General features: G+C 70.4%; 24 protein-coding genes. 12 read left to right on the top strand and 12 right to left on the bottom strand.

Annotated elements, in window-relative coordinates:
- Positions 1–89 precede the first annotated feature (89 nt).
- Together ACI2LP_RS19900 and ACI2LP_RS19895 are read left to right on the top strand one after the other, a co-directional pair.
- Positions 90–461 carry an SH3 domain-containing protein gene (locus ACI2LP_RS19900; protein WP_404725791.1) on the top strand — a complete coding sequence of 124 codons (372 nt, stop codon included), beginning with the start codon at positions 90–92 and terminating at the stop codon, positions 459–461.
- Positions 462–674: 213 nt separating this feature from the next.
- Positions 675–2,276 (top strand): hypothetical protein, encoded by a 1,602-nt coding sequence (locus ACI2LP_RS19895; RefSeq protein ID WP_404725790.1) that lies wholly within the window; start codon positions 675–677, stop codon positions 2,274–2,276.
- Between the two features lie 51 nt (positions 2,277–2,327).
- On the opposite strand, the gene ACI2LP_RS19890 is transcribed toward ACI2LP_RS19895, so the two are convergent.
- Entirely contained in the window at positions 2,328–2,828 is a 501-nt protein-coding gene (locus tag ACI2LP_RS19890; RefSeq protein WP_404725789.1) for a DUF1453 domain-containing protein, read from the bottom strand.
- A gap of 80 nt (positions 2,829–2,908) precedes the next feature.
- Here ACI2LP_RS19890 and ACI2LP_RS19885 point away from each other — a divergent pair, with 80 nt between their 5' ends.
- Both ACI2LP_RS19885 and ACI2LP_RS19880 read left to right on the top strand, forming a co-directional pair.
- Positions 2,909–3,535, top strand: a complete 627-nt coding sequence (locus tag ACI2LP_RS19885; protein ID WP_404725788.1) for a TetR/AcrR family transcriptional regulator — start codon at positions 2,909–2,911, stop codon at positions 3,533–3,535.
- A gap of 47 nt (positions 3,536–3,582) precedes the next feature.
- Entirely contained in the window at positions 3,583–3,954 is a 372-nt protein-coding gene (locus tag ACI2LP_RS19880; protein WP_404725787.1) for a VOC family protein, read from the top strand.
- A gap of 9 nt (positions 3,955–3,963) precedes the next feature.
- Here ACI2LP_RS19880 and ACI2LP_RS19875 read toward each other — a convergent pair whose 3' ends face one another.
- Positions 3,964–4,320, bottom strand: coding sequence for a DUF1330 domain-containing protein (locus ACI2LP_RS19875; RefSeq protein WP_404725786.1), 357 nt, complete (start codon positions 4,318–4,320; stop codon positions 3,964–3,966).
- Between the two features lie 202 nt (positions 4,321–4,522).
- Complete coding sequence (locus ACI2LP_RS19870) at positions 4,523–5,566, bottom strand: NAD(P)-dependent alcohol dehydrogenase (protein WP_404725785.1); 1,044 nt, start codon at positions 5,564–5,566, stop codon at positions 4,523–4,525.
- Positions 5,567–5,683: 117 nt separating this feature from the next.
- On the opposite strand from ACI2LP_RS19870, the gene ACI2LP_RS19865 reads away from it, so the two are divergent.
- Entirely contained in the window at positions 5,684–6,541 is an 858-nt protein-coding gene (locus tag ACI2LP_RS19865; protein WP_404725784.1) for a helix-turn-helix transcriptional regulator, read from the top strand.
- A 136-nt stretch (positions 6,542–6,677) separates the two neighbouring features.
- On the opposite strand, the gene ACI2LP_RS19860 is transcribed toward ACI2LP_RS19865, so the two are convergent.
- The gene (locus tag ACI2LP_RS19860) at positions 6,678–7,940 is read right to left on the bottom strand and encodes an Ig-like domain-containing protein (protein WP_404725783.1); all 1,263 of its coding nucleotides are present in this window, start codon (positions 7,938–7,940) and stop codon (positions 6,678–6,680) included.
- Positions 7,941–8,111: 171 nt separating this feature from the next.
- Entirely contained in the window at positions 8,112–8,429 is a 318-nt protein-coding gene (locus tag ACI2LP_RS19855; protein ID WP_404725782.1) for a hypothetical protein, read from the bottom strand.
- A gap of 108 nt (positions 8,430–8,537) precedes the next feature.
- Here ACI2LP_RS19855 and ACI2LP_RS19850 point away from each other — a divergent pair, with 108 nt between their 5' ends.
- Complete coding sequence (locus tag ACI2LP_RS19850) at positions 8,538–8,813, top strand: hypothetical protein (protein ID WP_404725781.1); 276 nt, start codon at positions 8,538–8,540, stop codon at positions 8,811–8,813.
- A gap of 43 nt (positions 8,814–8,856) precedes the next feature.
- Here ACI2LP_RS19850 and hutH read toward each other — a convergent pair whose 3' ends face one another.
- The 5 genes from hutH to ACI2LP_RS19825 all read right to left on the bottom strand — a co-directional run bounded on the left by hutH (position 8,857) and on the right by ACI2LP_RS19825 (position 15,040).
- Positions 8,857–10,398 (bottom strand): histidine ammonia-lyase, encoded by a 1,542-nt coding sequence (hutH, locus tag ACI2LP_RS19845; RefSeq protein ID WP_404725822.1) that lies wholly within the window; start codon positions 10,396–10,398, stop codon positions 8,857–8,859.
- A 131-nt stretch (positions 10,399–10,529) separates the two neighbouring features.
- Complete coding sequence (locus ACI2LP_RS19840; RefSeq protein WP_404725780.1) at positions 10,530–11,780, bottom strand: diguanylate cyclase domain-containing protein; 1,251 nt, start codon at positions 11,778–11,780, stop codon at positions 10,530–10,532.
- 62 nt (positions 11,781–11,842) lie between these two features.
- Positions 11,843–12,637 (bottom strand): enoyl-CoA hydratase/isomerase family protein, encoded by a 795-nt coding sequence (locus ACI2LP_RS19835; RefSeq protein ID WP_404725779.1) that lies wholly within the window; start codon positions 12,635–12,637, stop codon positions 11,843–11,845.
- A 106-nt stretch (positions 12,638–12,743) separates the two neighbouring features.
- Positions 12,744–14,063, bottom strand: coding sequence for an adenylate/guanylate cyclase domain-containing protein (locus ACI2LP_RS19830; protein ID WP_404725778.1), 1,320 nt, complete (start codon positions 14,061–14,063; stop codon positions 12,744–12,746).
- Positions 14,064–14,179: 116 nt separating this feature from the next.
- A complete protein-coding gene (locus ACI2LP_RS19825) occupies positions 14,180–15,040 on the bottom strand; it encodes a biotin--[acetyl-CoA-carboxylase] ligase (protein ID WP_404725777.1) in 861 nt (286 codons plus the stop codon).
- A 127-nt stretch (positions 15,041–15,167) separates the two neighbouring features.
- On the opposite strand from ACI2LP_RS19825, the gene ACI2LP_RS19820 reads away from it, so the two are divergent.
- From ACI2LP_RS19820 to ACI2LP_RS19800, 5 genes are all read left to right on the top strand, one after another.
- Entirely contained in the window at positions 15,168–16,748 is a 1,581-nt protein-coding gene (locus ACI2LP_RS19820; protein ID WP_404725776.1) for an acyl-CoA carboxylase subunit beta, read from the top strand.
- Positions 16,749–16,780: 32 nt separating this feature from the next.
- Positions 16,781–16,987 carry an acyl-CoA carboxylase epsilon subunit gene (locus ACI2LP_RS19815; RefSeq protein ID WP_404725775.1) on the top strand — a complete coding sequence of 69 codons (207 nt, stop codon included), beginning with the start codon at positions 16,781–16,783 and terminating at the stop codon, positions 16,985–16,987.
- Between the two features lie 152 nt (positions 16,988–17,139).
- On the top strand, positions 17,140–17,268 hold the full coding sequence (mmpB, locus tag ACI2LP_RS19810; protein WP_404725774.1) for a morphogenic membrane protein MmpB: 129 nt from the start codon (positions 17,140–17,142) through the stop codon (positions 17,266–17,268).
- Between the two features lie 20 nt (positions 17,269–17,288).
- Entirely contained in the window at positions 17,289–17,900 is a 612-nt protein-coding gene (locus ACI2LP_RS19805) for a Maf family protein (RefSeq protein ID WP_404725773.1), read from the top strand.
- Positions 17,901–18,020: 120 nt separating this feature from the next.
- A complete protein-coding gene (locus ACI2LP_RS19800; RefSeq protein ID WP_404725772.1) occupies positions 18,021–18,533 on the top strand; it encodes a hypothetical protein in 513 nt (170 codons plus the stop codon).
- 112 nt (positions 18,534–18,645) lie between these two features.
- Here the strand turns inward: ACI2LP_RS19800 and ACI2LP_RS19795 are convergent, their stop codons facing one another.
- Positions 18,646–19,107: a hypothetical protein gene (locus ACI2LP_RS19795; RefSeq protein ID WP_404725771.1), complete on the bottom strand. Its 462-nt coding sequence runs from the start codon at positions 19,105–19,107 to the stop codon at positions 18,646–18,648.
- A 356-nt stretch (positions 19,108–19,463) separates the two neighbouring features.
- Here ACI2LP_RS19795 and ACI2LP_RS19790 point away from each other — a divergent pair, with 356 nt between their 5' ends.
- Complete coding sequence (locus tag ACI2LP_RS19790) at positions 19,464–21,218, top strand: acetyl/propionyl/methylcrotonyl-CoA carboxylase subunit alpha (protein ID WP_404725770.1); 1,755 nt, start codon at positions 19,464–19,466, stop codon at positions 21,216–21,218.
- A gap of 136 nt (positions 21,219–21,354) precedes the next feature.
- Here the strand turns inward: ACI2LP_RS19790 and ACI2LP_RS19785 are convergent, their stop codons facing one another.
- Positions 21,355–22,782 (bottom strand): MFS transporter, encoded by a 1,428-nt coding sequence (locus tag ACI2LP_RS19785; protein WP_404725769.1) that lies wholly within the window; start codon positions 22,780–22,782, stop codon positions 21,355–21,357.
- Positions 22,783–22,784 lie beyond the last annotated feature (2 nt).

Genomic DNA, 22,784 nt, shown 5'->3' with positions numbered 1-22,784 from the left:
CGTCCATTCTTCAGCGTACGAGAGTGTCGCGGCCGCAAAGTGATGCATCGTCATTCACCTGTCGGACGCGGGACATACGGGGAGTTTTCATGAACAGGACCAGGATCTGGACCGCAGTTGCGCTGCCGCTCGTCACGGTGTCGGGTCTCCTCGCCACCGCACCGGTCGCGTCAGCCGCGACGGCCGGGGCCTCCGCATGCACCACCAACTACTTCTGGCAGAACAAGGACTCCGACACCGGCCGTGCGATCCGGGCCGTCGTCGCACCGGTGCGGGAGCTTCCTGCCAGTTGCGGGGACAAGATCGCGGAGGTCAACTCGGACTTCAAGCTCCAGTACCACTGCTACATCACCAACTCGTCCGGCAATCAGTGGACCCACGTCCGGATCGACGGCACGTCGGTCAACGGCTGGGTGTACAGCCTGAATCTGGATGACGGCGGTTCCAAGAAGCACTGCTGACACGGAGCTCGAGGGGCGCCCCGGGGTGTCCCTCGAGTGCCCGGCCTCCCGACCGCCTCCATGCCGGGCGGATGCCGCCGATCAAGGCGGGAAGCGCCTGAGCGACCGGCTGGACCGGCTGGACCAGCCCGACCCCGGCGGCGTGATCAGCTGTGCGGGAGACGCCGGACTAGGGTTTGTGCCGTGGGGATCAGCGAGCGGTCTCACACCGCATTGACAGACGCAGTCGAGCGGGACGCGCCACCGTGGTGGCGCGTCCCGCTCGTCGCGACGGCCGTCGTCGTGCCGCTGTACGTCCTGTGGGCCCTCTGGCTGGCGACCGGCGGCGGCGATCTGGCCGCGCAGCTCGCCTGGGCGGGCTTCATGGAGCGGCACCCGGCCTCCGCGTACAACCTCTCCTGGTACGGCGGCACCCACACCGCCAACTACAGCCTGCTGACTCCGCCGCTGATGGCCGTCTTCGGCGTACGCGCCGTCTCGGTGGCCGCCGGGCTCGCCGGGACCTGGGTGCTGGCCCTTCTGTTCGTACGCAGCGGGGTGCGGCGCCCGGTGTGGCCCGCCGTGCTCGGTGCGGTCGCGCTCTGGTGCAACGTCGCCTCCGGGCGTACGACCTTCGCGCTCGGCGTCGCGATCGGGCTGCTCGCCGTGCTGTACGTACGCCGGACCGCGCTCGCGGCGGCCTTCGCCATGCTCGCGACGATGGCCAGTCCCGTCGCCGGGTTGTTCCTGGTGGTGGCAGGGGCGGCGTATCTGCTGGACCGTCAGTGGCGCAGCGGCGCGGCACTCGTACTGCCGCCGTTCGTGGTGGTCGGGGCGGTGACACTGTTCTTCCCCTTCCAGGGCGAACAGCCCATGGCGCCCGGCAAGCTGTGGATGCCGCTGCTCGCGTCCGCCGCGGTGGCCGTCGCGGCGCCGCGTGAGTGGCGGGTGGTGCGGTACGGAGCCGGGGTGTACGGCTTCGGGGTCGTCCTGACGTATCTCATCGCCTCGCCCATCGGCACGAACGTCGAGCGTCTGGTCGGTCTCGTGGGGCCACCGGTGCTGCTCGCCGCAGTGCTCGCGGGCGGCCTCGGCGGGCGCGGCCGGCTCCGCGGAGCCGGCAGGCTCGGCAGGCTCCTGCCCGCGGTGCTCGCGATCGCGCTCGCCGTGAACACGTACTGGCTGATCGACAAGACCGAGGACGATCTGGTCGTCTCGGGCGGCGTCCCCGCATGGGCCGCGCACACGGATGGTGTCGTACGGGAGCTCGAGCGGCTCGGCGCCGACCGCACGCGGGTCGAGGTCGTCCCCGCACGCAACCATCGCGAAGCGACCGTCCTCGCGCCGCACATCGCCATGGCCCGCGGCTGGAACCGCCAGCTCGACGTGGAGCGGGGGCGGCTCTTCTACGACGGGTCGCTGACCCCGACGACGTACCGGCAGTGGCTGGACCGCTGGGCGGTCGGCTTTGTGGTGCTGCACCACGGGCGCCCGGACGGGCCCGCCGAGGGCGAGGCGGCGATCGTCAGGAGCGCCCCCGACTGGCTGAAGCCGGTGTGGCAGGACGAGGGCTGGACGGTCTACCGGGTGCGGGACGCGGTTCCGCTCGTGTCGGCGCCGGGCACGGTGGTGCGCGGCGGCGACGCGGAGCTGGTGGTACGGATGCCGGCGGCGGGGTCCGTGACGGTGCGGGTGCGGTACTCGCCGTGGCTGCGGGCGCAGGGGGCTTGTCTGCGGCAGAAGGGCGAGTGGACGCGGCTGACGGTGCGCAGGGCGGGCGAGTACCGGCTGGACTCGCCCTACCGGCTGCCGCGCTCGGCCGGCTCCGACTGCTGACAGCCGATTGAAGCCGGAGCCGGAGCTGGAGCTGGAGCTCAGGCGGACGCCTCAGCGCCCGGAGTATTTGTCGAGCAGGCTCGGCTTCTCGGGGGCGAAGGGAACTCCGCTCGCCAGGCCACGCGCGCCGACAACCAGCGCCTCACCGAGGAAGCCGACGCCGACGGACAGGTTGATCGGCCGCGCTTCCTCGTGCATGCCCATCCGCACCGCGAGGAAGCCGAAGCACGCCATCACCACCAGGGACCCGACGATGACGAGGAACGTCCTGCCCGTGTAGCGCTGAAAGAGAATCCCGTCCTTGGGGTAGACCTGGATGGTTGCTCCGCGCACCGCGCCGAGCCCCACACCGACTACCGCTCCGCCGATCACCCAGCCGAGGTCCGTCCCGGACAGTCCCTCGACTTCAGTGAGTGCCCAGATCCCGAGTCCAGTGAGTACCAGGGGTGGTGCGAACAAGTCGCGGGCGTTGAGCGGCTCGCCCCTCAGCCGCCTGACCACCACTGCGACTGCCACGACGGCGATGATCGTGACGAGTAACCAGACATTCACTACTGCTCCCCCTCTGTTCCGGCCTGCCCGCATCTCCAGCGAACGCGGTTAATTTAGCGCGACCGTGCTATAAAAACCATATGCCAAAGGTTGTCGTAGCCGAAACCCGACGTCAGGACGTTGCGCAGGCAGTGCTGCGCATCGTGGGCCGGGACGGGCTGGAGAGCGCTTCACTGCGCAACGTCGCCCAGGAGGCGGGGTTGGCCATCGGGTCTGTGCGGCACTACTTCGCCAACCAGACCGAGCTGATGATTTTTACGATGGAGGAGCTGCGGCGGCGCATCGACAACCGCATCCGCAGCCATGCCGAGCAGCTCCTCGACCCGGACGCCGGCATCGACCGCCGGGCCCGCACCGAGGAACTGCTCGCCGAATTCCTCCCCCTCGACGAGACACGCCGCGAAGAAGCCGTGCTCTGGACGGCGTTCATCACCGCCGCATGCACCCGCCCCGAATTCCGGCCGTGCGCCCGCAGGATGTACGACGAGATGCGCGAGCTGATCGCTCGGGTGCTGTACGAGGCCCAGCAGTCCGGCGGCATTCCCGCCGACCTCGACATCGAGCTGGAGACGCTGCGGCTGGCCGCGCTTCTGGACGGTCTGGCGTTTGGCGGAATGCCGTACCCGGGCGGTGTCGCCCCCAATGCCGCGCGCGACATCCTCCGTCGGCACCTTCAGTCCCTCACGGTTCCCGCCCAGCGCAGTTGATCAGTGCCGGACCGCCGATTGTCAGTGGCGTGTGTCACGCTCGGCCCATGATTGATCACATCTCGGTACAAGTGGCGGACCCGGCGGCCAGTGCCGCCTTCTACGACCGCGTGCTCGCCGCGCTCGGCGGCAGGCGGATGCTCGACTTCGGCCAGGTGATCGGCTACGGCACGACGAAGCCGACGTTCTGGATCGGACCGGTGACGACGGAGGGGCGGGCGCGCGAGGCGCACATAGCCTTCTCGGCGGCCGACCGCGCGAGCGTAAGGGCCTTCTTCGCGGCGGCCGTCGAGACAGGCGCGGAAGTGCTGCACGAGCCACGGCTGTGGCCCGAGTACCACCCGGACTACTACGGCGCGTTCGTCAGGGATCCGGACGGCAACAACGTGGAGGCGGTCTGCCATGCGCCGGAATCGTGACCACGGCGGTCATGCTGCCGCGGCCTGCGCCTGCCTGAGGCGGTCCGCGGTCGCCGACGCCCGGTAGCCGTCCGGCACCCCGTCGATCAGCAGCACATCGCCCGCCATGTGCCGGGTGCGGAGGGTGATGAGCTCCTGGTAGGCCGGGGAGTCGTACCACCCGCGGGCGGCATCCATCGTCGGGAAGGCGATGATCACGAGCGCCTGGGGCCACCCGCCTTCGCGCACCTCACGCTCGGGGGCACCGTGGACGAGGAACGCGCCGCCGAAGGGGTCGAGGGTCGCCTGGATGCGCTCCATGTAGTCGAAGATCTCGTCGTCGAGGCGGGCCGGGGGCCGCAGGTTGCCGATCGCGTACGCGCTCATGAGGACCTCCTCGTGCTGCCGGTGGGATGTCCTCGATCCTGCCGGGGTGCGCGCACCCGGTCGATTACCGCCGAGGTAATCGCCCGCGGTCCGCGGTCCTGGCCCGCGAGCCGCGATGCCCCGGCTGCAGCGGATCCGCGCGAGCTGATCCGCCGCAACCGGGGCACCCGGAACGACGAGGACGACCAGATCGTCGCCGCGTCTAGATCGTCGCCGCGTCGATCACAAAGCGGTAGCGGACGTCGCTCGCCAGCACCCGCTCGTACGCATCATTGATCTCATCCGCGCGGATCAGCTCGATCTCCGCACCCAGGCCGTGCTCGGCGCAGAAGTCGAGCATCTCCTGGGTCTCACGGATGCCGCCGATGCCCGATCCCGCGAGGGACCTGCGACCGCCGATCAGCGAGAAGAGGTTCAGCGAGACGGGCTCCTCGGGCGCGCCGACGTTCACCAGCGCGCCGTCCGTCTTGAGCAGCGAGAGGTACCTGTCGAAGGGCAGCGGCGCCGACACCGTGGAGACGATCAGGTCGAAGCTGCCGGCCAGCTTCTCGAAGGTCGTCTCGTCGCTGGTCGCGTAGTAGTGGTCGGCGCCCAGCTTCAGCCCGTCCTCCTGCTTGCGCAGCGACTGGCTGAGCACCGTCACCTCGGCGCCCAGCGCATGGGCGATCTTGACGCCCATGTGGCCGAGGCCGCCCAGACCGACGATGGCGACGTTCTTGCCGGGGCCCGCCTGCCAGTGGGCCAGCGGCGAGTAGAGGGTGATGCCGGCGCACAGCAGCGGGGCCGCGACATCCAGCGACAGGCCGTCGGGGATGCGCAGGGTGAAGGCCTCGTCGACGACGATGTGGGTGGAGTAGCCGCCGTAGGTCGGCTCGCCGTTCTTGTCGAGTGCGTTGTATGTGCCGACGTTTCCGCCGGTGCAGTACTGCTCCAGGCCGGCCTTGCAGTTGTCGCACTCACGGCAGGAGTCGACCATGCAGCCGACGCCCACCCGGTCGCCGACCGCGAACTTGGTCACGCCCGGGCCGGCCTCGGCAACGATGCCCGCGATCTCGTGGCCCGGCACCATCGGGAAGATGCCTTCTACCCAGCCGTCGTGTGCCTGGTGGATGTCGGAGTGGCAGATGCCGGCGTACTTGATCTCGATGAGTACGTCGTGCTCGCCGACGGAGCGGCGCGGGATGGTGGTTCGCTCCAGCGGCGCCTTGGCAGCGGGAGCGGCGTATGCGGAAACGGTGGTGGTCATGTCTACGAGCGTGCCGCCCGGCGCACCACCTACCCAGCCCTCTGTTGTGCCTACGTCCCGCGTGCGTACCACTGGCAGGGTCAGGCTTGTCAGGCTCGCGGCCGTAATACTGGCTGTATGGACCAGCGCGCCGAACTCAGCGAATTCCTCCGCTCCCGCCGCGCCCGGCTGCAGCCGGGGGACGTCGGCCTGCCCCAGCTGGGCCGCCACCGCCGCGTCCCCGGGCTCCGCCGTGAGGAGCTAGCCCAGCTCGCCGGGGTGTCCGTCGCGTACTACACGCGGCTGGAACAGGGCAACGGCCGCAATGTGTCCACCGAGGTGCTCGACTCGATAGCGCGGGCGCTGCGGCTGACCGACGCCGAGCGCGACCATCTGACCCACCTGGCCAAGCCGAAGCAGAAGAAGCACCGGCGGATGGGGCGACCGCAACAGGTGAGGCCCGCGATCCAGCATCTGATCGATGCGATGGACGGGGTGCCCGCGTACGTCCTGGGGCGGCGGCTGGACATCCTGGCCTGGAACCGGATGGCCCGCGCCCTCCTCGGCGACATCGCTGCGCTGCCACCGCAGGAGCGGAACATGGCGAAGCTCGTCTTCCTCGACCCCAACGCACGTGATCTGTACGTCGACTGGGACGCGAAGGCGACCGAGGTCGTCAGCGTGCTGCGGATGTACGCGGGTTGCTCGGCCGACGACCCGCAGCTGCCCGGGCTTATCGGCGAACTGTCGGTCAGGAGCGAGGAGTTCGGCAGGCTCTGGGCCGCGCACACGGTCACGGAGAAGGGCCATGGCGCGAAGCGGCTGCACCATCCGCTGGTGGGCGAGATGACGCTGTCGTACGAGACGCTGACGCTGCCCGACGAGCACGACGTGTCACTGGTCACCTATCACGCGGAGCCCGGCAGCCGGTCGGCCGAATCGCTGCGGCTGCTGGCGGGATGGGGCGTCGACGAGGTGACCGACGCGAATGCTTGACGCACGAGCCGATCACCCCGCCGATCAACCCACTGAGTGACCCGCCGATCGACCCGCTGAGTGACCTGGAGTTGAGCGGACAGACGAGGGCGGCGGCACCCCAGGGGTGCCGCCGCCCTCCTGCGTACGCAGTGGCTCAGACCGCGGAGCCGGCCTTCCACGCGCTCCAGCTCATGTTCCAGCCGTTCAGGCCGTTGTCGGGCTGGATGGTCCGGTCCTGGGAGTTCTTCACGATGACGACATCGCCGACCATCGAGTTGTCGAACATCCAGGCGGCGGGCTGGCCCGGGTCGCCCGCGCCCTTCACGTCGTTCAGGCCGACACAGCCGTGGCTGGTGTTGGCGCTGCCGAAGATCGAGTCGGCGCCCCAGTAGTTGCCGTGGATGAACGTGCCCGACGTGGACAGCCGCATCGCGTGCGGGACGTCCTTGATGTCGTACTCGCCCTTGCCGTCCTTCTTCTTGAAGCCGACCGTCGAGCCGTCCATACGGGTCTCCTTGAACTTCTCGGAGATCACCATCTGGCCGTTGTACGTCGGGTTGTCCGGGCCGCCGGCGGAGATCGGGATGGTCTTGATCGTCTTGCCGTCCTGGGTGACCGTCATCGTCTTGGCCGACGCGTCGACGGTCGAGACCTGGTTACGGCCGATCTTGAAGGTGACCGTCTTCTGCTGGACACCGAAGACGCCGTTCGCGCCCTCGACCCCGTCGAGCTTCAGCTTGAGGGTGACGGTCGAGCCCTCCTGCCAGTACTGGTCGGGGCGGAAGTCGAGGCGCTGCCCGTTGAACCAGTGGCCGACGACCTCCTGGCCGCTGCTCGACGACACGGTGATCCCGGACTGGACGGCCTTCTTGTTGGTGATCACCTTGTTGAAGTTGATCGACACCGGCATGCCGACGCCAACGGTGGAACCGTCCTCCGGCGTGAAGTTGCCGATGAAGCTGTTCGCGGGCGAGACCGTGGTGAAGGAGGAGTTCTCGTGGGCCTCCCGGCCATCGGAGTCCTTCGCCGTGGCGGAGATCTTGTACGTGGCGGAGCGGTCCAGTTGCTCGTCCGGCTGCCAGCTCTTGCCGTCGCCGGCCAGTGTGCCCTTGACGATCTTGCCACCGGCGGCGGTCATGGTCACCTGCGTGAGCGTGCCGTCGCTGACGGTGACCTTGGTGCCGTTGTTGATGCTGGCGTTGGTGGCGCCGTTCTTCGGCGAGATGGTTATTCGGGCCTTCGAGGCGTCCTTGGCGGCCGCCTCGTCGACCTGGGCCTGCGACTTCTTCGAGCCGTCAGCGCTGCCGCCCTTGTCCCCGCCGCTGCAGGCCGATATCACCAGCACGCCGCCGAGCACCGCGGACGCGGCCATCAGGCCCCTGCGCCGCTTGCTGTCCGTCATCACACGCTTCTCCATCGTCGCCGATTCCCCTGACCCACTGCATGGACAAACACCTGTTTCGGGATGTCCGGTTCCACATCTCCATTCGATGTGGGCAACACCACTCATCGACAATCACCGACGCAGCCGTGGCCTCACCGGTTGCAGCGCGCCTCGAACACGCCACGCATGTGGCCGGGCTCCGGTTCAGACTCCATCTTCCTCATCGAGGTCCCAGTCCTCCGCATCGGGGTCGTACTCGATCTGCTCGCTGCTCCAGGAGGCCTGCGCGAGGTCCACCCCCGGCACCTCGCTGACCATGTCGAAGGGGTCGACGAGATACGCGATCGCCTCGGCGGCGTCCTCCCGGACCGCCGACTTGGCGTGTGCCCGCTCCTCGTCCGGCATGAACTCGTCGGATGCGATGCGTTCGAGCGCGGCGCCGGTCAGTGCGTCGGGGTCCTCCACCTGGAGCACCAATTCCACTCGCAGCCGTACATATCGTGATGTCTCAGAAGTGGTCATACGAGGGAGGGTAGAGCGCTGCATCCCGCGGCTTTCCCACGACCCGCTGCGTTCACTAGCATCAGCGCACCCGGCCAATTCGAGGATGCCTCAAGGGGGATCGAGTCCGTGTCCGTCGCACGTCGACCGCTTCTTACCGCCACCGCCGCAGGGACTGTGCTGTGTGCGCTGTGGTTCGTACCCTCGGCAAACGCCACGTCCGAGCGGGAAGCGGTGCAGAGACAGCAGGTTGACGCGAGTACGACGGCGCAGGATCTGGCGCTGGCCGACACGGGCACGTTCGACACCACGCCGTATTTCATCGGCGGGATGACGTTTCTGGGCGTAGGCGTGGGGTTTGTGTCGTACGCGGTCCGCCGCCGCGACGGAGCGTCGCTCTTCTGACCGGGGCCGCGCCGACTGGGGGCGAGGCCCCCAGTCGCGGGAGTCAGGCCAGCGGGCCCGTCACCGGCTCCACCGCTGCGATCAGCCTGCCGTCCCGTACGAACGCATCCGCCGCCTCCAGGTCCGGCGCGAGGAAGCGGTCCGGGCCCGGGCCCTCGACGCCCGCCGCGCGCAGCGCCGCGATGGCGGCCTGCGAGGCGGGCGCGGGGGTCAGATGGCGCCGCAGCTCGATGGCGCGGGTCGCCGCGTAGAGCTCCACGGCGAGGATCCGGTTCAGATTGCCGACGGCGGTACGCAGCTTGCGCGCGGCCGACCAGCCCATCGAGACATGGTCCTCCTGCATCGCCGACGACGGGATCGAGTCGGCGGAGGCAGGCACGGCGAGCCGCTTCATCTCGCTGACCAGGGCGGCCTGGGTGTACTGGGCGATCATCAGGCCCGAGTCCACGCCGGCGTCGTCGGCGAGGAACGGCGGCAGGCCGTGCGAACGGTTCTTGTCGAGCAGCCGGTCCGTACGCCGCTCGGCGATGGAGCCGAGGTCCGCGGCGGCGATGGCCAGGAAGTCCAGGACGTACGCCACGGGCGCGCCGTGGAAGTTGCCGTTGGACTCCACCCTGCCGTCGGGCAGCACGACCGGGTTGTCGACGGCGGAGGCGAGCTCGCGGCCGGCGACCAGGCGGGCGTGGTCGAGGGTGTCCCGGCCGGCGCCCGCGACCTGCGGGGCGCAGCGCACCGAGTACGCGTCCTGGACGCGGGGGGCCTCCTCCTCCTGGAAGTGGCCGACGAGGCCGGAGCCCTTGAGGACGGCGCTCATGTTCGCCGCGGCGACGCCCTGGCCGGGGTGCGGACGGATGGCGTGCAGCTCGGGGGCGAGCACCTTGTCGGTGCCGAGCAGCGCCTCCAGGGAGAGGGCTGCGGTGATGTCTGCGGTGGTGTAGAGGCGCTGGAGGTCGGCGAGGGCCATGACCAGCATGCCGAGCATGCCGTCCGTGCCGTTGAGGAGGGCGAGCCCCTCCTTCTCGCGGAGCTCGACGGGCGCGATGCCGTGCTCGGCGAGCAGCTCGCCGGCGGGCTTCACGACGCCGTCGGGACCCTCGGCGTCGCCCTCGCCCATGAGGGTGAGCGCGCAGTGGGAGAGCGGCGCGAGGTCGCCGGAGCAGCCGAGGGAGCCGTACTCGTGGACGACCGGCGTGATGCCGGCGTTCAGTACGTCCGCCATGGTCTGGGCGACCTCGGGGCGTACGCCGGTGTGGCCGGAGGCCACGGTCTTCAGGCGCAGGAACATCAGCGCGCGGACGACCTCGCGCTCGACGCGCGGGCCCATGCCGGCGGCGTGCGAGCGGACGATGTTGCGCTGCAGCTGGGCGCGGAGCTCGGCGCTGATGTGCCGGCTGGCGAGTGCGCCGAATCCGGTGGAGACCCCGTACACGGGCTCGGGCTTGGCGGCCAGCGCGTCCACGATCCCGCGGGCCGCGGCGAGGGCGGCGACGGCCTCGGCGGAGAGCTCGATGCGGGCGCCTTCGCGGGCCACGGCGATGACGTCTTCGGCGGTGGTACCAGACGTCCCCACCACGACAGTGTGCATATCCATATTCAGCAGCGTACGGACTGAATCGCAACCTGTCACTAGTGGCGGCCGGGTTGAACCCTTACACGCTCACGGCTGCCGCCGGGCGGGCTCAGGGCTCGCTCCAGAGCCCAGGCTCACTCCCCGACTCAGGGCTCGCTCCAGGGCTCGGGGGCCTCGTGCGCATCCTCCGGCCGTGCGGCGCGGAAGCTGCGGCGCTCGTGGGGCGGGCGCGGCGGGGCGTCGGCGAGTCGCAGCACCGTGCCGTCGCGGCCCGCGACCACGGGCTTCGGCGAGCGGGCCGCCTTCGCCCGGTACTGAGCCGCGTCCGCGAGCCGGAACAGCCGACGGGACGAGCGGACCTGCCCGATCGGGTCGCCGGTGGACGCGATGCCGCACGCCACGCCCTCACCCAGCTCCAACTCGTTCGCGCGGACGCAGAGTTCGTCCGCGACGCGGACCACCTCGTCCGCGGCGGGGCCGACCGTGACGAGGCAGAACTCGTCGCCGCCGAGGCGGGCCGCGAGCGTGCCGGGCAGCATGGCGCCGCAGAGCGAGAGGACCGAGCCGAAGCGTTCGAGCAGCCGGTCACCGACGGCGTGGCCGTGGGTGTCGTTGACCTGCTTGAGGCCGTTGATGTCGCAGACCACCAGGCTGACGACCGAGCCGTCCGTGCGGTGGCGCTCCAGGGCCTCGTCGAGCCTCATGTCGACGGCGCGACGGTTGGCGAGGCCGGTGAGCGGGTCCGTGAAGGCGAGCCTGCGGACCTCTTCGAGGCGTTCGGTCTGGGCGATCCCGGCGGCCACCACGGAGGCGAGGACGGTCGCGAAGTCCGCGTCGTCCCGGTCGAAGACGGGGGCACCGGGCGGCCTGGCGACATACAGCTCGCCCCAGGCCCGGCCGTGCAGCACGATCGGCGCGACGACGCAGCAGCCACGGTGGCGGCGGCGCAGGGCCGCCACCCTCCCCCACAGCACTTCGCGCGCGGGCGGCGGCCCCTGGTGGTGACGGCCGTGTCTGTCGGAGACCGAGCCGTCGGAGACCGGGCCGTCAGGCATCGGGCCGTCGGAGACCGGGCCGTCGGCGGTCTCCACCCAGGCGTCCGGTTCGCCGCCGCCGGCCCACTGCTCGTGCAGAAACTCGGCGATCTCGGGGAAGCGGTTGACGGGGTAGGTCTCCGACTCCGGGAACTCCTCCTCACCCGCGGCCCGTTCACCGGCGTTCACGAGCACCTTGAGGCGGCCGAGCTCGCGCTCCCACACCGAGAGCGCGGCAAAGGACCCGGTGAGCGCGTCGCACGCGCCGAGCGCCGCTGCCCGCCAGAACTCGCGCGGGGTGTGCGCGGCAGCCATTGCCTGCGCCAGCGCCACTACGGCTCGCAACCGCCGATCCTCAGCCATCACCCCAGCTTAGGGAGGTTTGCCCGAATTTGATCAGTTGTACTGGCCCGGCTTCTGCGGGGTCACTCGCCGGGCCACTGCGGCTTCCGCTTCTCGTTGAAGGCGGCGACGCCCTCGGCCCGGTCCCCGGAGAAGGCGACCGAGCGCCAGGCGGCGTCCTCGACCTCCAGGCCGGCCCGCAGATCGAGGCCCTGTCCGAGCCGCAGCGCACGCTTGGCCGCGCGCAGGCCGACGGGGGAGTTCGCGGCGATACGGGCGGCGAGGGCGAGCGCGTCGGTCCTGGCGTCGTCGGCCAGCTGGTCGACGAGCCCCAACTCCCGCGCCTCGGCCGCCTCCACGCGTCGGGCGGTGAAGACGAGCTCGGCGGCGCGGGCGGCCCCGACCCGGCGCGGCAGCAACTGCGTGCCGCCGCCGCCGGGAATGACGCCGACGGACACCTCGGGCAGCCCCACCACGGCGGTCTGGTCGGCGACGATGAGATCGCAGGCGAGAGCCAGCTCGAACCCGCCGCCGAGCGCGTACCCGTGCACGGCCGCGACGGTCGGCATGGGCAGCTCGAGCACCCCGGTGTAGGCGGCCCGCGCGGTGGGCCGCTGCCGCACCAAGTCGGCGTCGGAGAAGGAGTTCCGCTCCTTCAGATCGGCGCCGACGCAGAAGGCGCGCTCGTGGCTGGAGGTGAGCACGGTGACGCGTACGTCCCGGTCCGCACCGAGCGCGGCACAGGCGGCGGCGATGGAACGGGCCATCTCGGTCGAGACGGCGTTCATGGCCTTGGGCCGGTCGAGGACGAGCTCGGCGACGTGCTCGTGGCGGCGTACGACGACGAATTCGCCGAACCGCTGCTCGGACTCGGACATGACGGCACCCTCCCGGTTAACGACGGTTCACCGGATCATAGGCGCGGGCGTGCCCGGGGGTCTCGCCCGCCCTTGGCCCCGGTGCCGCAGAGTCCGGGCGCAGGGGTCAGCGCCGGCGGGACAGCAGCCAGGGCTCGACCACGCCCAGGCCGCGCACCGGGCGTTGCCACATCGGTTGGAGCGCGCAGCGGTACGTGGGGGGCTCCTCGCCCTCCTTCTCCGCCGTGGCGGCGTCTTCCGCCGCCTGCGCCTCCGAGGCCGGGGCGTCTCCCGTCCGGATCAGCTCCTCGGCGAACGCGCCGTCCACCAGCACCGCGTCCTTGGGCGCTATCGACGTCAGACGGCTCGCCAGGTTCACCGTCGTGCCGAAGACGTCGCCCATCCGCGTCGTCACCGTCCCGAAAGCGATGCCGACGCGCAGCGCCGGCATCGTCTCGTCGTGCGTCATCGTCTCTATCAGCCGCAGCGCGATCTCCGCCGCCGTGCCCGCGTCGTCCGCCGCGTACAGCACCTCGTCGCCGAGGGTCTTGATCAGCCGTCCGCCGTGCGCCGCGACCAGGTCCGCCGAGGTGGTCTCGAACGCCTCGACCAGCTCGCCCAGTTCCTCCTCCTCCAGCCGGCGCGTCAGCCGGGTAAAGCCCACCAGGTCCGCGAAGCCGACCGCGAGCCGGCGGTCGACCATCTCCTCGTCGTCCGCCGCCTGGACCACCCGCCCGGTCGCCGCCGCGAGCTGGCGCCGCCAGACGTAGACCAGGAATTCCTCCAGCTCCGGCAGGAGCAGTTCCACCAGGGGGTACGTGACTTCCGTACGCGTCATCCCGGGCTCGGGCGGCTCGGTCAGACCCTCCAGGAAGGAGTCGATCTGCCATTCCGCGAGCCGGGCGGTCGTCTGGCCGGTCGAGCGGGCCACCTGGACGGCCATCGGCTCGCTCAGCAGGCCCGCCTCGACGAGACCGGCCAGTCGCCGCAGCGCAAGCACATCGGCCTCGGTCAGCGCCTTCGCCTGGCCGATGTCCGCGAATCCCATGGCCCGCCAGAAGCGGGAGGCGAGCTCCATCGAGACCCCGGCCGTCCGTGCGGCCTGAAACGGCGTGTAGCGCCGGTCCGCGCCGAGGATCAGCTGCTCGAGCCGGATCGCGAGCGGGTCGTCGGTCGGCTCCGCGGTGTGGTCGACCTCGTGGTGCGGCGTCGGGTGGACGGACGACGACGTGCCCCCCGACGAACCACCGGACCCTGAACCACCGGACCCCGAGGCGCCCGATCCCGAGGCGCCCGACGGACCGCCCGACCCCGAGGCGCCCCCCGAGGCCCCGGAAGCCTCCGACGAATCAAACGCCCCGGCCGACCCGGACGCGTCCGACCCATTCGACGAGGAGTCCGACGGCGGCTCCGCGCCCGCGCCGGAAGTGGTGTCGTCGACGGTCACCAGCCGCCTCCTGCCCGTTCCGTGCGCATGCCCTGCCGATCTGTCGCTCGATCGCCTCAACGATACGGCAGGTGTGCCCTAGCTCACGTCCCGGTCGCCCACCCGGTTCGCCGGGTTCAGCCGGCCGGCCGCAGGTGCACGATGTCGCCCGCGCTGATCGCCTGCCGCCCGCCGCCCTCCGTGCTCAGCACCAGACGTCCGTCGCCGTCGATCGCCACCGCCTCGCCGATCACCGAGCGCTCACCGGGCAGCTCGGCACGTACCGGCCGGCCCAGCGTCGCGCAGCCCGCCGCGTACGCCTCCTGAACCCCCGAGAGCCCCGGGTCGCCGCCCGCCCCGCGCCAGTCCCCGTACCACTGCTCCAGCGAGCGCAGCACGGCCCGCAGCAGCGGGTCGCGGTCGGTGGAGATCGCGTTCGCCAGGGCGAGCGAGCCGGCTCCCGGAACAGGGAGTTCGTCGGCACGCAGCGTGACATTGAGACCGATGCCGACGACGACCGCATCGTCGCCCGCACGCTCGGCGAGGATCCCGCCGGTCTTGCGCTCCTCGCCGTTCACCTTTACCAGCAGGTCATTGGGCCATTTGAGGGACATGTCGACGCCCGCGGCCCGCGCAAGACCGGTCGCGCAGGCCACTCCGGCGAGCAGCGGCAGCCAGCCCCAGCGCTCTGTCGGGACGTTCTTTCCCGGCCGCAGCAGTACGGACAGGAACAGCCCCGAGCGCGCGGGCGACGTCCAGCTGCGGTCCAGCCGCCCCCGCCCCGCGGTCTGCTCCTCGGCGACCAGCACCGCCCCCTCGCCCTCCAGGGACGCGGCGCGGGCCGCCAGATCGGAATTGGTGGAGCCCGTCGAGGGCACGATGTCGAGTGAGGTCCACAGTCCACCGGGCTGCAGCAGGGCGTGGCGCAGCGCGGACTCGTTCAGTGGCGGCCGTTCCAGGTCGTTCCAGCGGCTCGCGGGCGCATTCTCAGGCGTCATGCAAGCCAGGTTAGGTGTGGCAAACGCCGCACTGCCGAGCGCCATGCGCGCCGATACGCTACGTGTCAGTAGCCATTCGGTTGACGTTGACCAGGACAGGTTGACCAGGACAGGGAGCCGCATCCCGATGTCGGAGTCCGAGATTGACATCCACACCACCGCGGGCAAGCTCGCGGACCTGCAGCGCCGCATCGACGAGGCGACGCATGCCGGCTCCGCGCGGGCGGTGGAGAAGCAGCACGCGAAGGGCAAACTGACTGCCCGGGAGCGGGTCGAGCTGCTGCTGGACGAGGGTTCGTTCGTGGAGCTCGACGAATTCGCCAGGCACCGGTCCACGAATTTCGGCCTTGAGCAGACCCGGCCGTACGGCGATGGCGTGGTCACCGGGTACGGCACGGTGGACGGCCGCCCCGTCGCCGTCTTCTCGCAGGACTTCACGGTCTTCGGCGGCGCGCTCGGCGAGGTCTACGGCCAGAAGATCGTCAAGGTCATGGACTTCGCCCTGAAGACGGGCTGCCCGATGATCGGCATCAACGACTCCGGCGGCGCCCGTATCCAGGAGGGCGTCATGGCCCTCGGCATGTACGGCGAGATCTTCCGCCGCAACACCCACGCCTCCGGAGTGATCCCGCAGATCTCCCTGATCGTGGGTCCCTGCGCGGGCGGCGCGGTCTACTCCCCCGCGATCACCGACTTCACGGTGATGGTCGACCAGACCTCCCACATGTTCATCACGGGTCCGGACGTCATCAAGACGGTGACCGGCGAGGACGTCGGCTTCGAGGAACTCGGCGGAGCCCGTACGCACAACACCACCTCGGGCGTCGCGCACCACATGGCGGGCGACGAGAAGGACGCCATCGAGTACATCAAGTCGCTGCTGTCGTACCTGCCGTCGAACAACCTCTCCGAGGCGCCGGCCTTCCCCGAGGAGGCCGATCTGGCGACGACCGACGAGGACCTGGAGCTCGACACCCTCATCCCGGACTCCGCGAACCAGCCGTACGACATCCACACAGTCATCGAGCATGTGCTGGACGACGGCGAGTTCCTGGAGACCCAGGCCCTGTTCGCGCCGAACCTCGTCACCGGCTTCGGGCGGGTGGAGGGCCACCCGGTCGGCATAGTCGCCAACCAGCCGATGCAGTTCGCGGGCTGTCTCGACATCAACGCGAGCGAGAAGGCCGCGCGCTTCGTCCGCACCTGCGACGCCTTCAACGTCCCCGTGCTGACCTTCGTCGACGTGCCCGGCTTCCTGCCCGGCGTCGACCAGGAGTACGGCGGCATCATCCGCCGCGGCGCAAAGTTGATCTACGCCTACGCCGAGGCCACGGTCCCGCTGATCACGGTGATCACCCGGAAGGCCTTCGGCGGCGCGTACGACGTCATGGGCTCCAAGCACCTGGGCGCGGACCTGAACCTCGCCTGGCCGACCGCGCAGATCGCGGTGATGGGGGCGCAGGGCGCGGTGAACATCCTGCACCGCCGCACCATCGCGGCCGCGGAGGACGTCGAGGCGACGCGCGCGGAGCTGATCCAGGACTACGAGGACACGCTCCTCAACCCGTACACCGCGGCCGAGCGCGGCTATGTCGACTCGGTGATCATGCCCTCGGACACGCGGGCGCACATCGTGAGGGGTCTGCGCCAGCTGCGTACGAAGCGGGAGAGCCTGCCGCCGAAGAAGCACGGCAACATCCCCCTCTAGGACGCCAAGGGACTTCAGGAAGGGGCCTGACGATGATCAGGGTCGTACGAGGAAACCCGACCCCGGAGGAGCTTGCCGCCGCACTGGCGGTGGTCCGGGCGCGCGCCGCGGCGTCGGCCTCCCCGGTGGAGGGGTCAGTACCACCGCCCGAGGAGTGGTCGGACCCGGCGCGCATAGCAAGGACCCGCAGGCCACTGCCGGGTCCGCGGGCGTGGGCGCGCAGCTACTGGCCGGTGTAGCCGACGCGTGTGGCTTCGCCCTCATACCCCCACACGCCCTTCGGGCGTGCGCGGGGTTTGGGGCGAAGCCCCAGAAATTGGCCCACTGTCACCCCCGCGGTTGAGTACCCGTACTCAGGCGCACGCCCCGCCCCCGCAGCACTATCGAAGGCATGCTGTGGTCCGACCCGGAGAACGAGCCCCCCGAGGAACTGCGTGAGACGCAGGCGATGATGCGCCGCGTGGGCCTCGTGCTGGCGCTGGCGATGGTGCTTGGGATGTTCGTGGTCGGCCTCCGCTGATCGCCACCTACGATGGTCCTATGACCGATCAGCGTCGCCGACTCGTCCTCGCCTCCGCCTCCCCCGCACGTCTCAACCTGCTGCGGCAGGCCGGACTCGCCCCCGATGTGATCGTCAGCGGCGTCGACGAGGACGCCGTCTCCGCGCCCACTCCGGCCGAGCTGGCGCTGGCACTCGCGGAGGCCAAGGCGTCCGTCGTGGCCGCCCGGGCCGATGTGATCAGGAGCCGGGCGCTCGTCATCGGCTGCGACTCCGTACTCGACCTCGACGGCCGCGCGTTCGGCAAGCCGGCCGACGAGGAGGAGGCCATCGCCCGCTGGAAGTCGATGCGCGGCCGCGCGGGCACCCTGCAGACGGGCCACTGCGTCTACGACACCGCCACCGGCCACTACGCCTCGGCGACCGCGTCCACCGTCGTGCGCTTCGGCCACCCGTCCGACGCCGAGATCGCCAGCTACGTGGCCAGCGGCGAACCGCTGCATGTGGCGGGCGCGTTCACCCTGGACGGCCGCTCGGCACCCTTCATCGAAGGCATCGACGGCGACCACGGCAACGTCATCGGCCTCTCACTGCCGATGCTGCGCAAGCTGCTGGCCGAACTGGGGCACTCGATCACCGATCTGTGGGCCTGAGACTCCGCCGGATCGGTGCCGGTGCGACAGGCCGAGCAACTCGCCCGGGTCCGCCGGGCATTGAACGTTCGTCACGGGGACTTGAGACGGCCGTACGTTCGGTGATGCAGGATGAGCCGCATGCGACTGACCTCCACGGCTCCTGAGACGGTCCGGCTGGCAACGGACACCGGCCAGAACGGCGTTGCGGTCCTGGGGATCATCGTCCTCGGACTGCTCGTCCTGATCACGCTCTGCGCGTATCTGTTCCCGACGTTCATCGCCCGTCGCGGCTTTGCCGCCCCGACGCTCCCGGGAACGCTGCGGGACATGGCGGTGGTGTGCGTGACGGTCGCGCTGGCGCTCTACGTGTTCGGGCTCATGTGCTGCATCCGGCTGGAGAACGAGTCCTACACCTGCGCAACCGAGCGGTACGGGAACTCCTCAGGGAACGCCGGCGCGAATCTGGAGCGGATGCAGGACAGTCTCTTCCCGGTCAGCTCGACCTGTAACTGGTCCGACGGGTACACCCACGACTTCGTGCCCGCTTTCGTGAATCCGGCGATCGCTGTGCTGCTGTTCCTCGCGGTGATCGCGGCGGGTGTCGCCATCGGGCACGCAGGGGCTGCGCGGGACTTGGCCCGGCGGGGTTGATGCCTGCCGACGCGATGCGTTCGGCGTGGCGCGTGAGGCTGCGCAAGAGACGCCTCAGCCCGACGCCTCCTCGCCCACCGGACGGTTCACCGCGTCCGCCCCGGACGCCTCCTCACGCGGGCGCAGCACCGTTCGTGGGCGCCGCGCCGTCCGTGGCCGCCGGGGCGTCCTCCACCGGTGGCCGCTCCCTGCCGTACGCCACCAGCGTCAGCACGATCAGGCCCAGCACCACCATCATGAAGGCGAAGGCGTCCCAGCCGACCAGGCCCACCGTCAGCGCGCCCAGCACGCCGTGGGTGATGGCGCAGCTGATCAACAGGATCCGCGCGACGCGGCCCGGGGCCCGGTCGCGCAGACCGGCCAGCAGGGCCACCACGCCGCACGCCGCGAGGTAGAGGCCGAACACGCCGCCCATCACCCAGGTCCCCGTGACCATCGCGTCCGGGTCCAGGTCGGCGAGCGACATGTCCTGCTTGTCGACGAACGTGGCGAGAATGCCGTTGATCACCACGATGCCGACGGCCTCCACCAGCAGAACAATCGCGGCCACCACGGCCACCGGCCTGCGCGCCACGGCGCCCCCAACCCTCAGTTACCGGAAGTACGTACGACATCGCGAACGCTACTAACGGGTAAACCTCTGGACAAGGGTCTTGGCACGCCCGGTCTCACGGCAAAGAATCGTTGGGCCATTCGTAGGGACTCCACAAAGAAACCCGTTCGGCGGCTGGTCTCTCGAACAGAGACCTGTGCCACACCGTAGGTCTACTGTGCGAGGGGGAAACCCGTCGTACCGTGGTGCGACAAGGGATTTCGCGACTTGCGCGAGCCTCGAATCACGCTCCGTGTGGGCAAGCTCACCAATGGGGACGGGTCGTAAGGCCGTGTCGGCAGTCCCTAAACTCAGCTTGTTTCAAGGAGGGAGCCATCGTGCGCAAGGTGCTCATCGCCAACCGTGGCGAAATCGCTGTCCGCGTTGCCCGTGCTTGCCGGGACGCCCAGATCGCGAGCGTAGCCGTCTACGCCGATCCGGACCGGGACGCTCTGCATGTCCGCGCGGCCGACGAAGCGTTCGCCCTGGGCGGTGACACCCCGGCCACCAGCTATCTGGACATGGCCAAGGTGCTCCAGGCCGCAAAGGACTCCGGCGCGGATGCCATCCACCCCGGATACGGCTTCCTCTCGGAGAACGCCGAATTCGCCCAGGCCGTTCTCGACGCGGGCCTGACCTGGATCGGCCCGCCCCCGCAGGCCATCCGCGACCTGGGTGACAAGGTCGCCGCCCGCCACATCGCCCAGCGCGCCGGCGCCCCGCTGGTGGCCGGCACCCCCGACCCGGTCTCCGGTGCGGACGAGGTCGTCGCCTTCGCCGAGGAGCACGGCCTGCCGATCGCGATCAAGGCAGCGTTCGGCGGCGGCGGTCGCGGCCTCAAGGTCGCCCGCACCCTCGAAGAGGTGCCGGAGCTGTACGACTCCGCGGTGCGCGAGGCCGTCGCCGCGTTCGGCCGAGGCGAGTGCTTCGTCGAGCGCTACCTCGACAAGCCGCGCCACGTGGAGACGCAGTGCCTGGCCGACTCCCACGGCAATGTCGTGGTCGTCTCCACGCGTGACTGCTCGCTGCAGCGCCGCCACCAGAAGCTGGTGGAGGAGGCCCCGGCCCCCTTCCTGTCCGAGGCCCAGAACGCGGAGCTGTACGCCGCCTCCAAGGCCATCCTCAAGGAGGCCGGCTACGTCGGCGCCGGCACCGTCGAATTCCTCGTCGGTGTCGACGGCACGATCTCGTTCCTCGAGGTCAACACCCGCCTCCAGGTCGAGCACCCGGTCACCGAAGAGGTCACCGGCATCGACCTGGTCCGCGAGATGTTCCGCATCGCCGACGGCGAGGAACTCGGCTACGACGACCCCGCGATCCGCGGCCACGCCTTCGAATTCCGCATCAACGGCGAGGACCCCGGCCGCAACTTCCTCCCCGCCCCCGGCACCGTCGCCGTCTTCAACCCACCCAGCGGCCCCGGCGTCCGCCTGGACGCGGGCGTGGAGTCCGGCAGCGTGATCGGCCCGGCCTGGGACTCGCTGCTCGCCAAGCTGATCGTCACCGGCGCCACCCGCCGGCAGGCGCTGCAGCGCGCCTCCCGGGCGCTGGCGGAGTTCCAGGTGGAGGGCATGGCCACCGCCATCCCCTTCCACCGCGCGGTCGTCACCGACCCGGCCTTCACCGCCGACCCGTTCACGGTGCACACCCGGTGGATCGAGACCGAGTTCGTCAACGAGATCAAGCCGTTCGCCGCACCCACCGAGGCGGAGACGGAGGACGAGCCGGGCCGCGAGACCGTCATCGTCGAGGTCGGCGGCAAGCGGCTCGAGGTCTCGCTGCCCTCCTCGCTCGGCATGACGCTGGCCCGCACCGGCCTGGCCGCCGGCGCCAAGCCCAAGCGCCGCGCCGCCAAGAAGTCCGCCTCCGCGGCCTCCGGCGACACCCTCGCCTCCCCGATGCAGGGCACCATCGTCAAGGTCGCCGTCGAGGAAGGCCAGGAGGTCAACGAGGGCGACCTCGTCGTCGTCCTGGAAGCCATGAAGATGGAACAGCCGCTGAACGCGCACCGCTCCGGCACCATCAAGGGGCTGGCGGCAGAGGTCGGCGCCTCCATCTCCTCCGGCGCGGCCATCTGCGAGATCAAGGACTGACGTCCTGCCAGTACGTGTGTGGGGCCTGCCCGGTACGTCAACGGGCAGGCCCCACACGTACGTTCAGGCCCATTCGGCACGTATGGGGTCGGGCCCATTCGGCACGTATGGGATCGGGCCCGGTCGGCGCCAATGGTCAGGCGCGGTCGGCCGGGGTCCGGGACAGCAGGAGCAGGACCAGCGCGACCGCCATGAAGGCCGCGGCCGCCAGCAGCCCCACAGAGAAGCCCTCCGCCATCGCGTCCGGGCCCGAGCCGCCCGCGCCGCGCACGGCGCTTCCGTACACCGTCACCAGCGCCGAGAGCCCCAGCGCGCCGCCGACCTGCTGCATGGTCTGCATCAGGCCTGACGCGGCGCCCGCCTGGTCGGGGCGGATGCCGCTCAGGATGAGGACGCTCAGCGGCATGAAGACCAGTCCGACGCCGAAACCGTTCACGGCGAGCGGGACGAAGAGCGTGGTCCAGTAGCCGCTGCCGGTGGAGAGGGTGGACTGCCGCAGCACACCCGCGACGGCGAGCGCGAGTCCCGTCCCCGCGACCTTCTTCAGGCCGTGGCGGGCAAGCAGCTTCCCGGCGAAGGCCGAGGCGACGAAGATGCCGACGGCGAGCGGCAGGAAGGCGACTCCGGCGCGCAACGGGCTGTAGTCGCGCACGAATTGGAAGTACTGGGTGTCGAAGTAGAAGACCCCGAACATCGCGGCGGGCACCAGCAGCATCCCGGCGTACGCGATGACTCGATTGCGTTGGGCGAAGAGTTCGAGCGGTACGACGGGTTGCCGGACCCGGCGCTCCACGAGGAGGAAGACGGGCAGCAGCACGGCCGCGGCGGCGAAGGCCCAGGCGACCTGCCCGTCGCCCCAGCCGTGGTCGGCGGCGCGGATGAAGGCGTAGACGAGGGCGGTCACGGCGGCGGTGCCGGTGAGCGCGCCGACGAGGTCGAAGCGGGCGCGATGGCACTCGGTCTCGGCGATGCCGAGCGGGATGAGCGCGGCGACGGCGAGACCGACGGGCACGTTGATGAACAGCGTCCAGCGCCAGGAGCCCGCCTCGGTGAGGATGCCGCCGAGGATCATGCCGATCGCGGAGCCCGCGGCGGCCATACCGGTGAACAGGCTGAGCGCGCGGTCGCGTTCGCGCCCCTCGCCGAAGGTGGTCGCGACCAGGGCGAGGGTGGACGGAGCCGTGAGCGCGGCGGCGGCGCCCTGTACGGCACGGGCGAAGAGCAGCCAGCCGGCGCTGTCGACGAGACCGCCGAGGAGCGAGGCTGCGGTGAAGGCGAGTAGGCCAATGACGAGGGCGCGGCGGCGGCCGATGAGGTCGCCGATCCGGCCGCCGATGAGGAGGAGACCGCCGAAGGCGAGGGTGTAGGCGTTGAGCACCCAGGACAGCCCGGCGGAGCTGAAGCCGAGTTCCTCGCCGATGTCGGGCAGGGCGATGTTCACGACGGTCGCGTCGAGCATCAGCATCATCTGGCAGGTCAGGATCAGGGTGAGCGCGAGGGCGGGCCGGTGACGGGGGCGGGGGCGGGCGGAGTGCTCGGATGCGACGACGTCGGCGGTGGGCATGG

The organism is Streptomyces sp. NPDC019890, assembly GCF_044903445.1.
GTDB lineage: Bacteria > Actinomycetota > Actinomycetes > Streptomycetales > Streptomycetaceae > Streptomyces.
This window is presented reverse-complemented; position numbering and strand designations above follow the sequence as displayed.

Bases quoted from the DNA above. Each gene is read 5' to 3' on its own strand.
- ACI2LP_RS19900 (WP_404725791.1), top strand. From the start codon at position 90: ATGAACAGGACCAGGATCTGGACCGCAGTTGCGCTGCCGCTCGTCACG.
- ACI2LP_RS19885 (WP_404725788.1), top strand. From the start codon at position 2,909: ATGCCAAAGGTTGTCGTAGCCGAAACCCGACGTCAGGACGTTGCGCAG.
- ACI2LP_RS19880 (WP_404725787.1), top strand. From the start codon at position 3,583: ATGATTGATCACATCTCGGTACAAGTGGCGGACCCGGCGGCCAGTGCC.
- ACI2LP_RS19875 (WP_404725786.1), bottom strand. From the start codon at position 4,320: ATGAGCGCGTACGCGATCGGCAACCTGCGGCCCCCGGCCCGCCTCGAC.
- ACI2LP_RS19870 (WP_404725785.1), bottom strand. From the start codon at position 5,566: ATGACCACCACCGTTTCCGCATACGCCGCTCCCGCTGCCAAGGCGCCG.
- ACI2LP_RS19865 (WP_404725784.1), top strand. From the start codon at position 5,684: ATGGACCAGCGCGCCGAACTCAGCGAATTCCTCCGCTCCCGCCGCGCC.
- ACI2LP_RS19860 (WP_404725783.1), bottom strand. From the start codon at position 7,940: ATGGAGAAGCGTGTGATGACGGACAGCAAGCGGCGCAGGGGCCTGATG.
- ACI2LP_RS19855 (WP_404725782.1), bottom strand. From the start codon at position 8,429: ATGACCACTTCTGAGACATCACGATATGTACGGCTGCGAGTGGAATTG.
- hutH (WP_404725822.1), bottom strand. From the start codon at position 10,398: ATGCACACTGTCGTGGTGGGGACGTCTGGTACCACCGCCGAAGACGTC.
- ACI2LP_RS19840 (WP_404725780.1), bottom strand. From the start codon at position 11,780: ATGGCTGAGGATCGGCGGTTGCGAGCCGTAGTGGCGCTGGCGCAGGCA.
- ACI2LP_RS19835 (WP_404725779.1), bottom strand. From the start codon at position 12,637: ATGTCCGAGTCCGAGCAGCGGTTCGGCGAATTCGTCGTCGTACGCCGC.
- ACI2LP_RS19825 (WP_404725777.1), bottom strand. From the start codon at position 15,040: ATGACGCCTGAGAATGCGCCCGCGAGCCGCTGGAACGACCTGGAACGG.
- ACI2LP_RS19820 (WP_404725776.1), top strand. From the start codon at position 15,168: ATGTCGGAGTCCGAGATTGACATCCACACCACCGCGGGCAAGCTCGCG.
- ACI2LP_RS19815 (WP_404725775.1), top strand. From the start codon at position 16,781: ATGATCAGGGTCGTACGAGGAAACCCGACCCCGGAGGAGCTTGCCGCC.
- mmpB (WP_404725774.1), top strand. From the start codon at position 17,140: ATGCTGTGGTCCGACCCGGAGAACGAGCCCCCCGAGGAACTGCGTGAG.
- ACI2LP_RS19805 (WP_404725773.1), top strand. From the start codon at position 17,289: ATGACCGATCAGCGTCGCCGACTCGTCCTCGCCTCCGCCTCCCCCGCA.
- ACI2LP_RS19800 (WP_404725772.1), top strand. From the start codon at position 18,021: ATGCGACTGACCTCCACGGCTCCTGAGACGGTCCGGCTGGCAACGGAC.
- ACI2LP_RS19785 (WP_404725769.1), bottom strand. From the start codon at position 22,782: ATGCCCACCGCCGACGTCGTCGCATCCGAGCACTCCGCCCGCCCCCGC.